The sequence below is a fragment of the Candidatus Sericytochromatia bacterium genome (genome assembly GCA_035285325.1).
Taxonomy (GTDB): domain Bacteria; phylum Cyanobacteriota; class Sericytochromatia; order S15B-MN24; family JAQBPE01; genus JAYKJB01.
Genome location: JAYKJB010000029.1, coordinates 1 through 8170 on the forward strand (window position 1 = coordinate 1; position 8170 = coordinate 8170).

General features: G+C 67.1%; 10 protein-coding genes and 1 pseudogene. 5 read left to right on the forward strand and 6 right to left on the reverse strand.

Annotated elements, in window-relative coordinates; translation table 11 throughout:
- From VKP62_04855 to VKP62_04865, 3 genes and pseudogenes are all read right to left on the reverse strand, one after another.
- Positions 1–80 (reverse strand): AAA family ATPase (locus VKP62_04855; GenBank protein MEB3196515.1); only part of this gene is annotated, 80 nt, incomplete at its 3' end.
- 43 nt (positions 81–123) lie between these two features.
- A pseudogene (locus VKP62_04860) lies at positions 124–198 on the reverse strand (DUF2200 family protein).
- Positions 199–220: 22 nt separating this feature from the next.
- Positions 221–583, reverse strand: a complete 363-nt coding sequence (locus VKP62_04865) for a VOC family protein (protein ID MEB3196516.1) — start codon at positions 581–583, stop codon at positions 221–223.
- A gap of 305 nt (positions 584–888) precedes the next feature.
- On the opposite strand from VKP62_04865, the gene VKP62_04870 reads away from it, so the two are divergent.
- From VKP62_04870 to VKP62_04885, 4 genes are read left to right on the forward strand one after another with little or no spacing between them, the layout of a single operon-like run.
- Positions 889–1116 (forward strand): type II toxin-antitoxin system prevent-host-death family antitoxin, encoded by a 228-nt coding sequence (locus tag VKP62_04870; protein ID MEB3196517.1) that lies wholly within the window; start codon positions 889–891, stop codon positions 1114–1116.
- Positions 1113–1490: a type II toxin-antitoxin system VapC family toxin gene (locus VKP62_04875; protein MEB3196518.1), complete on the forward strand. Its 378-nt coding sequence runs from the start codon at positions 1113–1115 to the stop codon at positions 1488–1490. Before VKP62_04870 ends, VKP62_04875 begins: the two co-directional genes overlap by 4 nt.
- 48 nt (positions 1491–1538) lie before the next feature.
- The gene (locus tag VKP62_04880) at positions 1539–1913 is read left to right on the forward strand and encodes an HIT family protein (protein MEB3196519.1); all 375 of its coding nucleotides are present in this window, start codon (positions 1539–1541) and stop codon (positions 1911–1913) included.
- On the forward strand, positions 1910–4978 hold the full coding sequence (locus tag VKP62_04885; protein MEB3196520.1) for a DEAD/DEAH box helicase family protein: 3069 nt from the start codon (positions 1910–1912) through the stop codon (positions 4976–4978). The genes VKP62_04880 and VKP62_04885 overlap by 4 nt, the downstream gene beginning before the upstream one ends.
- A gap of 33 nt (positions 4979–5011) precedes the next feature.
- On the opposite strand, the gene VKP62_04890 is transcribed toward VKP62_04885, so the two are convergent.
- The 3 genes from VKP62_04890 to VKP62_04900 form a co-directional block, all read right to left on the reverse strand.
- Positions 5012–5536, reverse strand: a complete 525-nt coding sequence (locus VKP62_04890) for a hypothetical protein (GenBank protein ID MEB3196521.1) — start codon at positions 5534–5536, stop codon at positions 5012–5014.
- Positions 5533–5928, reverse strand: coding sequence for a hypothetical protein (locus tag VKP62_04895; GenBank protein MEB3196522.1), 396 nt, complete (start codon positions 5926–5928; stop codon positions 5533–5535). Before VKP62_04895 ends, VKP62_04890 begins: the two co-directional genes overlap by 4 nt.
- Before the next feature lie 159 nt (positions 5929–6087).
- On the reverse strand, positions 6088–6741 hold the full coding sequence (locus tag VKP62_04900) for a hypothetical protein (protein MEB3196523.1): 654 nt from the start codon (positions 6739–6741) through the stop codon (positions 6088–6090).
- A gap of 315 nt (positions 6742–7056) precedes the next feature.
- Here VKP62_04900 and VKP62_04905 point away from each other — a divergent pair.
- On the forward strand, positions 7057–8170 hold a 1114-nt coding region (locus VKP62_04905), incomplete at its 3' end, for an ADP-ribosylglycohydrolase family protein (protein ID MEB3196524.1).

Genomic DNA, 8170 nt, shown 5'->3' on the forward strand with positions numbered 1-8170 from the left:
GTCTTATCGACGTAATAGTGACCGTTCTCCCGGATCTCCCGGAAGGTCTGGATCCCGATCGGCAGCCTCTTGCGTTGCATCGCGCCTCCAGCCGCCATCATACCCGTCCAGCGAAGTCGGCGCTCAGCCGCGCAGCACCTTCTCTAGCGGCCAGCCCCTCGCGCGTTCGTCCACCAGCTTGTCGAGATGGCGAATCCGCTCGTGCCGGCGCGAGGACTCGTCAGCGCGTCACCGCGAACCAGCGACCTTCGGGGTCCGAGAAGGCAAAGTTCTCCATCCCGTGGTGTGCCGCCACCTCCGTCGCTTCCACCCCACGCGCGATGAGGGCCGCACGGCAAGCCGCCAGATCCTCGACGTGAAAGCAGATCGAGGGCGTCGCCAGGTCGAGGCCGTCCGGGTTGTCTTTCATCAACGCAAGCGGGACCAGTTCGAACGCGAAGGCCTGGTCGGCGAACCCGACTTTCACGATCGTGAAGCCGGCTGCTTCGGTGCGCTGCTTCTCGACCATCCCGACCTGCTCGACCCAGAATCGGCGGCAGAGCTCGGCATCCTGCACGTAGAGTACGACGTATCCAACTTTCATGGGCATCTCCGGGACGAGCGCGCGTGGCGGTGTTCAAGGGCCCGACCATCGTGCCCGAAAAATCGCCACCCGGCAACGGGCATGACAGGCTGGCTTCGACGGTGGGCAGGCCGAGGTGCCGGGCCACCGCCAGGCAGAACGCTTCGTTGGCGACCATCCCGGGAAAGCGGGGATCCCCACGCTTCAGGATGTGGGTCGAAGGCAGCCCGTTCACCGGCAACGCCCACTCCCCCGAGGGCAGCAGGCTCAGCACCAGCTTGCGCTGAACGCCCGCGAGGGAGACCCGGAGCTCGCCGTCGACCCCGATGGAAATTTATAACGTTCACGAGGCGAAGACTCATCTTTCCAGGTTGCTTGAATTGGTCGAGGCGGGTGAAGAAATTCTCATCGCCAGGGCTGGAAAACCTGCAGCCAGGCTGGTGCCGTTTGTCAAAACAGCGGCTGGAATCTGGCGCATCCAGGTCAAAATTGCCCACGACTTTGATGAGACACCGGAGGAATTGTTAGCTGGTTTTGAGGGTGCTGACCTTTGAAACTGCTGCTCGACACCCAGATTGCCTTGTGGTGGCTCGCTGAGCCGGGGAAGCTGACAAGCACCGCGTTCAAAGCAATTCAGTCGCCATCCCACGAGGTTTTTGTGAGCGCGGCCAGTGTGTGGGAGATGGCGATCAAGCAACAACTGGGCAAGCTCGAGATTCCCGGTTCGCCCCAGCCCGTGTTGGAGGCGGGTGAAATCCAGTTGCTGGATGTTTCCGCCGAGGACGGCTGGTGCGCCGGCTCGTTGCCTCCGCTTCACCGCGACCCGTTTGATCGGATGCTCGTGGCGCAAGCGCTGCGGCTGGGGTTGGTGGTTGTGACGCGGGATGAACACATTCCCAAATATGGGGTTGCCACCCTTCCTGGATGAAAGGGGGGTCCGAATTTGTCCCCCGGGCCAACGGGTATACTCCCCTCGATGCCCTCCAACTGCCCCTTCTGCGCCCGCCTCGCGGAGGCCTCTCAGCCCGGCCTGGTCGCCAGCTTCCCTGACGGCTTCCCCGTCAGCCCCGGCCACACCTTGATCGTCCCGCGCCGCCACATTGAGACCTACCGCGACACCACGCCCGCAGAGAAGGCGGCCCTCTGGGAGGCGGCCGATGCCGTCATGGAGGAACTCGACGCCACGCGGCGCCCTGACGGTTACAACCTCGGCGTCAACGTCGGCCGGGCCGCCGGGCAAACGGTGATGCACCTGCACCTCCACGTCATCCCGCGCTACGCGGGCGACATGGCGGACCCGCGCGGTGGCATCCGGCACGTGATTGCGGACAAGGCCAAGTACTGGGAATGATGGACGACGCCCGCTTCGAGAAACTGGTCCGAGACGCCATCCCCGGACTGCAGGACGAGCCAGAGCGGCAGAGCGCATTGCGCCGCGTCTCGGACGAGGCGATCGCCCCCCACGTCGCCCTCAAGTTGCTGGAAGAGGCCTGGGAGTGCCACGAAGCAGCCCACGCCGGGAACACGCAGGCCCTGGAGGGGGAACTGGCGGATCTGTTCGAGGTGGTTCACCGCCTGATGGCCCTGCACGGCATCAGCCCTGAGGCCGTCGAGGCCACGCGGCTGCGCAAGCGGCAAGCCCGCGGCGGCTTCGAGCAGAACTGGCTGCTGGCCAACCCGCCCCGCACCGATGCCATGCGTGGACGGGTCTGGACGGGCCCGGCCGAGGCGCTTCACAGAGCCTTGAGTGCTGAGCTGGCCACCTGTACGCGTGCCAGCCTGGCCGTGGCGTTTGGCCGCAGCAGCAGTCTGGAATTGCTCAGTCCTGCCATCTCAGGCGCCTTGCATCGGGGTGCCCAGCTTCGTATCCTGACCTCCGATTACCTCGACCTCACCGAACCCGAATTTCTCCTGGAACTGCTGGCCCTGTCGCCTGCCCTGAGCCTGCGCATCTACAGCGAGCCTGGGCGCAGTTACCACCCCAAATGCTACCTGTTCGAACAGCCGAACGGACGCCATACGGCCTTTATCGGTTCGTCGAACCTGTCACGGAGCGCCCTGGAATCGGGCGTTGAGTGGAATTACCAGGTCCGCGTCGGCGATGCAGGCTGGCCCTTCCACGACCTGCTCGCGCGTTTCGAAGGCTTGTGGCTGAGTCCCCACGCCCACGCCGTGACCCCCGCGTGGGTCGCGGCCTACGCCGAGCGGCGACAACCGCGCTCGGAGGCCTGGGAGCCGGCGTCGCCACCCGACCAGGCCGTCTCCGTGGAGCTTCTCCCAACCCCTAACCCGGCTCAGCGAGAGGCCCTCGCGGCCTTGGCCGCCCTGCGTGAGGACGGCGAACGCAAGGGCCTCGTCATCGCGGCCACGGGCATCGGCAAGACCTTCCTCGCGGCCTTCGACAGCGGCACGTTCGGCCGGGTCCTATTTCTGGCCCATCGCGACGAACTGCTGCAGCAAGCCCATGCCAGCTTCGCTCGGGTTCGCCCGGCGGCCACCCGCGGATTCTACGGTGGCGGCCTCGCGGAGGGGGAAGCCGAGCTCGTCTTCGCCTCCGTCGCCACGATCTCACGCCCCGAGCATCTCGCCCGCTTCGCTCCCGACCACTTCGACTACATCGTCGTCGATGAGGTCCACCACGCCGCGGCCCCCAGCTACCGCGCCGTCCTGCATCACTTCGCACCACGCTTCCTGCTCGGCCTCACGGCCACGCCGTACCGCGCCGACAACCAGGACATCTTCGGTCTCTGCGACGGCAACGTGGCCTATCGCGTGACCTTTCTGGAGGCGATCGCCCTGGGCTGGCTCGCGCCCTTCCGGTACTTCGGTGTGCACGATGCCACGAACTACGACGCCGTGCCGTGGCGTAACGGGGCGTACGACGTGGAGGCGCTCTCCAGGGCCGTCGAGACCCAGGCCCGGGCCCAGGCCGCGTGGCAGGCTTATCTGGCCCACCCCTCCCGTGCAGCGCTCGGATTCTGCGTCTCGATCCGTCACGCGGAGTTCATGGCCCGGTTCTTCAGCGAGCTCGGCGTGCCAGCCGTGGCCGTCCACTCCGGCCCAGGGGCGCCCGATCGCACGGGTGCCCTGGCAGCGTTGCGCACAGGCCAGGCCCGGATCCTCTTCACCGTCGACCTTTTCAACGAGGGCGTGGACGTTCCGGAACTGGACCTCGTGCTCTTTCTGCGACCCACCGACAGCGTCACCGTCTTCCTGCAGCAACTCGGCCGCGGCCTGCGCCTTCACCCTGGCAAGTCGTTCGTCACCGTCGTCGACTTCATCGGCAACTACCGCCGGGCACACCTGAAGGTGCCCGTGCTGCTGGGCCTGGAACCCGACACGCCAGCCCGGGAGGTCATTCAAGCCATGGAGGCCGCGGCAGCCGACACCTGGGTGGGGCTACCGCCTGGGGTGAAACTACACCTGGACTGGCAGGCGATCGATCTGCTCACAGCGATGGTCCAGCGGGGCGAGCCACGCCGAGAGGCCTTGATCGCAGCCTATCGCGAGGTGGCGGAAAACCTCGGCCATCCGCCCTCGCTGCTGGAGCTTCACCGCTGGGGCCGGTTCGCCGTGCGCTCCTACCGGCAGGAGTTCCGCAGCTGGCACGCCTTCTTGCAGACGCTCGGGACGCTTGACGCCGCGCATCAGCAACTGGAGAGCGAGGTCGGTTCTTTCCTCTTGGAGGTCGAGCAGACGCCCATGACGCGCGCCTTCAAGATGGTTGTGCTGGAAGCCTTCGTCCGCCGGGGCGGTCTCGACGTGCCCGTGGCCGTCGACGCGCTGGTCGCCGACTTCCGAGCCTACTTCGCAGCCAGTCCCCACCGCCAGCGGGACCTCGGCCCCGAAGTGGCGGCCCTGGACTCGGTGCCGCCCGATCGCCTGCGCGCCTACGTGATGAACAATCCCATCGCGGCCTGGACCAACCCGGGCAAGGGCAAGCGCCGCCTCTTCTTCTCACTCGATGGGAACACCCTCCGCTACACCGGCCCCAGCGCGAGCGACCCGGCGCTGTTCCGGGCCGCCGTCGAGGCCCGACTCGATTGGCGCCTCACGGCCTACTTCGAGCGCCGCTACGAGCGTCGAGACACCTTCCGTGTCATCCACAACGCGGGCGACCAGGGCCTCATCCAGCTCGGCGACGGCACCGGCGACGGGCTGCCGCGGGGCTGGGTGGCGGTGCTGGTGGGCGGCCGGCGGCTGTGGGCCAAGGTCGCGAAGGTGGCCATCAACGTGCTGAAGACCGAGCCTGTGGACGGGCCTGAGGTCCCGAACCTTCTCACAGAGGTACTGGAGGGGTTTTTCGGGCCCGGCGGTTACCGCTCGACGTACCGGAACCAGGTGCGACTCCGGCCGGCCGAGGAAGCCGGCGTGTGGGTGATCGAGCCGGTGGGCCCAAGGCAATCGCCCCCGTAGTCACGCCGTCCCAACCCAGGCTGGGAAGCCCCCTCAACGCCCCAGCCATCCCTCGATGAGGGCCGTACCTTCAGGCGTCAGTGCCTCACGAAGCTTGAGCAGCGTGCCACGCTGGGGCAGGGCAGTGCTGTTGAAGAACCGGGAGAGCGAGGGCTGGGGAATCCGGCTACGCTCGGCAAGCCAGCTGATTCCGCCGCACCGGTCCACAACGCAGCGCAGCGCGTCTTTGAAGGCGCGGACGTCGGTGATGAGCGAGTCGACGTCGCGATGGCGGAGAGACGGCCGCTCGACGATGCCGTCCGTCTCGAGATCCTCCAACAGCTCTGCCAGGTCTGCAACGATGTCGTCGCGGAGGCTCGAATCCGTTTCCTCGCGCCACATCTGAAGCAGATGGCGCAGCCCTTCGTAGCGCACGGCTTTCGCCATCGCTGTGATGGCGAACCGCTTCGGCAGGCCGGCCGCCAGCATCTCGTTGCAGATGGGGACAAGCTCGGCCAACCGGTCGACTGCCTCGTCTCGGTCGAGCGCCCCGGCACCTGCATCGAGAAACAACGTCACGGCAACCTCCCGCACACCTCATAGTGACCTTCACGAATTCGCTGCGCATGCACCGCGAACCTGGCCAACGCACGCTTTTCAGTCGGGCTCCCATCCTTCACGTAAGCCTCACACAGGAAGGCATCCCCCAGAAGCAACACCGGAAGCCTGAGCTGCACTGCACCATCTCCCATTTGGTGCCATTTCATCTTGTAACCGTTCTGAACGCTGATGCCCTGACTGAACGCCGGTGACCAGAACTTCGCGACCTGGAACTTCGGGTCTTCAGCCAGCCGGTGAAGGCGTAGGAGGTCCGGCCGGATCGTGTCCCAGTAGTCGACCGCGGAGATGTGGCCCGTATGGCGAAGACGCATGTAGGAGCGGAGAGCCCAGTTCGTGATCACGATGTCCAACAAGGCCCCCTTCATGGATATAACATTTATAACAACATATCAAGCCAGCCAGCCGCCTGATTCCGTTGTAGGGGCCCGGACCTTGCAAGCTGCCTGGCGGGAAGCAGTTCCGGTCAATTCAGCTCTTGAACACGGAGCGCGCGCACGCCAGAGCAACGCTCAGGTTCCGAATGATGCGCCCGGACCCTGTTCCCACGCCCGGGGCACCCAACCGGGGATGTCAGCCAGGCCCTTGGGGCCGAGCTGCTGGACCACCTTGCGGTCGAAGGCATCCACGTCGAAGCCAACCAGCTTCCAGGCCTTGCGCACCCACTCGGGCGCGATGAGGGGCATCTGCTCCAGGTTCCGGGCGGCGTCACGCATCCGCCAGTAGAGGCTGTTGCGCAAGCTCTGGGCCTGCTCCGCGACCGGGTCGTGGGCGCCGAACAGTCGCCGCGTTTCATCCCGCAGGTAGGTGTGCGTGTGAAACTCCCCGCGGAAGTCCTTGGCGATGGTGGCAAACCTGTGCGCGTTGCGCTGGTAGGCCTTCAGGTCGGCCAAGCCGTAGCGCGTGGGCGCGAAGGTGAGCGTGCGGCCCGCCTCCTTGAGCATCGGCGCAAGCCGGTCCTGGGCCGCCTGCTGCCCCACCGCCAGGGCCACCGCGCGGCGCGGGAACAGGGCCTCGGCGGGCTTCGCGGCCGCCAGGGCAAGGCGATCGCCCAGCGCGTGGGCCGCGTCGCGCCCGCCTGCCTGCAACGCCGAGGACCCGAGCGCCTCCACGCGGCGAGAGAGCATCGCCGCGCCGCGGCCGACCACCTTGTTCAGCAAGCTCATGGAACGACCTCCCTGACATCGCAGCGGTCCCCGGAGCCCGGCTGGCATCGCAGGCCCTGACCGTTGCTGGCGCTGCGGGATCCGCAGGGCGCCGACGCTTCACGAGGAGAACATCGGGGGGGCGAACAACAAGGTCAGGGGAAGCAGGCAAAGACTGGATTAATTTTTGGAAAAGGAAACCCGGAAAGTGAGCAGATCGCCCCCGCGCCCCTGCCGGCCAGACAGCCTCGCGCCACTTTTTTGAAACGAGGGGCAGATACCCCCCCTCAGGTGTGGCGAAGGGAAGGTGTAGCCCTTTTTCAGGAGAACAAAGTCATGACCCACCCATTGACCCTGCGTGACCGCGCCCGCGGCAGCCTGCTCGGCCTCGCCTGTGGCGATTCCCTCGGGGCCCAGGTCGAATTCCTGGCCCGCGACAGTTTTCCGCCCGTCACCGATCTGCTCGGCGGGGGCCCGCACGCCCTGCGGCCCGGCGACTGGACCGACGACACCAGCCTGGCCGCTTGCCTGGCGGAAAGCCTGGTCGCGTGTCGCGGGCATGATCCGCTGGACCAGCTGACGCGCTATCAGGCCTGGCGGCGACAGGGGCACCTCAGCAGCAAGGGCCACTGCTTCGACATCGGCGGCGCCACCGGCCGGGCGCTCGACGCCTTCGCCCGGACCGGCGCCCCTTACCGCACCAGCGATGGGCAGGATGGCGGCAACGGCTCGCTGATGCGCCTCGCGCCGGTGGCCCTGGCCTGGTGGGACGACGCCCCCACGGCGATCGCCCAAGCCGCCTCGCAGAGCCGCACCACCCACGCCCACCCGGCCGCCGTGGACGCCTGTCGGGTCATGGCCCTGCTGCTGGTCCAGGCCTTGCAAGGCGCCTCCAAGGCGGCGCTGCTGGCTGCTCCTCGTGACGTCTTCGCCGGGCTGGCCACGCCCCTGCACCCGGACGTTCAGCCCACGGTCGAGGCCGCTTACCTCGGCTGGGAGCGGGGCGACGTGCGTTCGGGCGGATACGCGGCGGACAGTCTGGCGGCTGCTTGCTGGTGCTTCGCCCGGACAGAGACGTTCGAAGCTTGCGTGCTGATGGCGGCCAACCTGGGGCAAGACGCCGACACGACGGCGGCGATCGCCGGTGCCCTGGCCGGCGCCCACTACGGTGAACGCGCCATTCCGAAGGACTGGCGCTTTCACCTGTGGGGCCACGACTGGCTGACCTGGCACGCCGAGGCACTCGGCGCGCGCGGGGCCGAGGCGTGGTCGGTGCCGGGCAAACCCTGTCCGCCCCTGCCCAACCCCGCGCGTTCAGGGGCTCAGACCCAGCATCGGGTGGATGGGATGATCCTCGGTGGCGCTGCGTTGGTGGATCGGGTCACGGAAGTCTGGCTCACGGCCGTGATGCAGGCCGATGAGTGGGGGAGTGAGGTGCCCTACATCGACC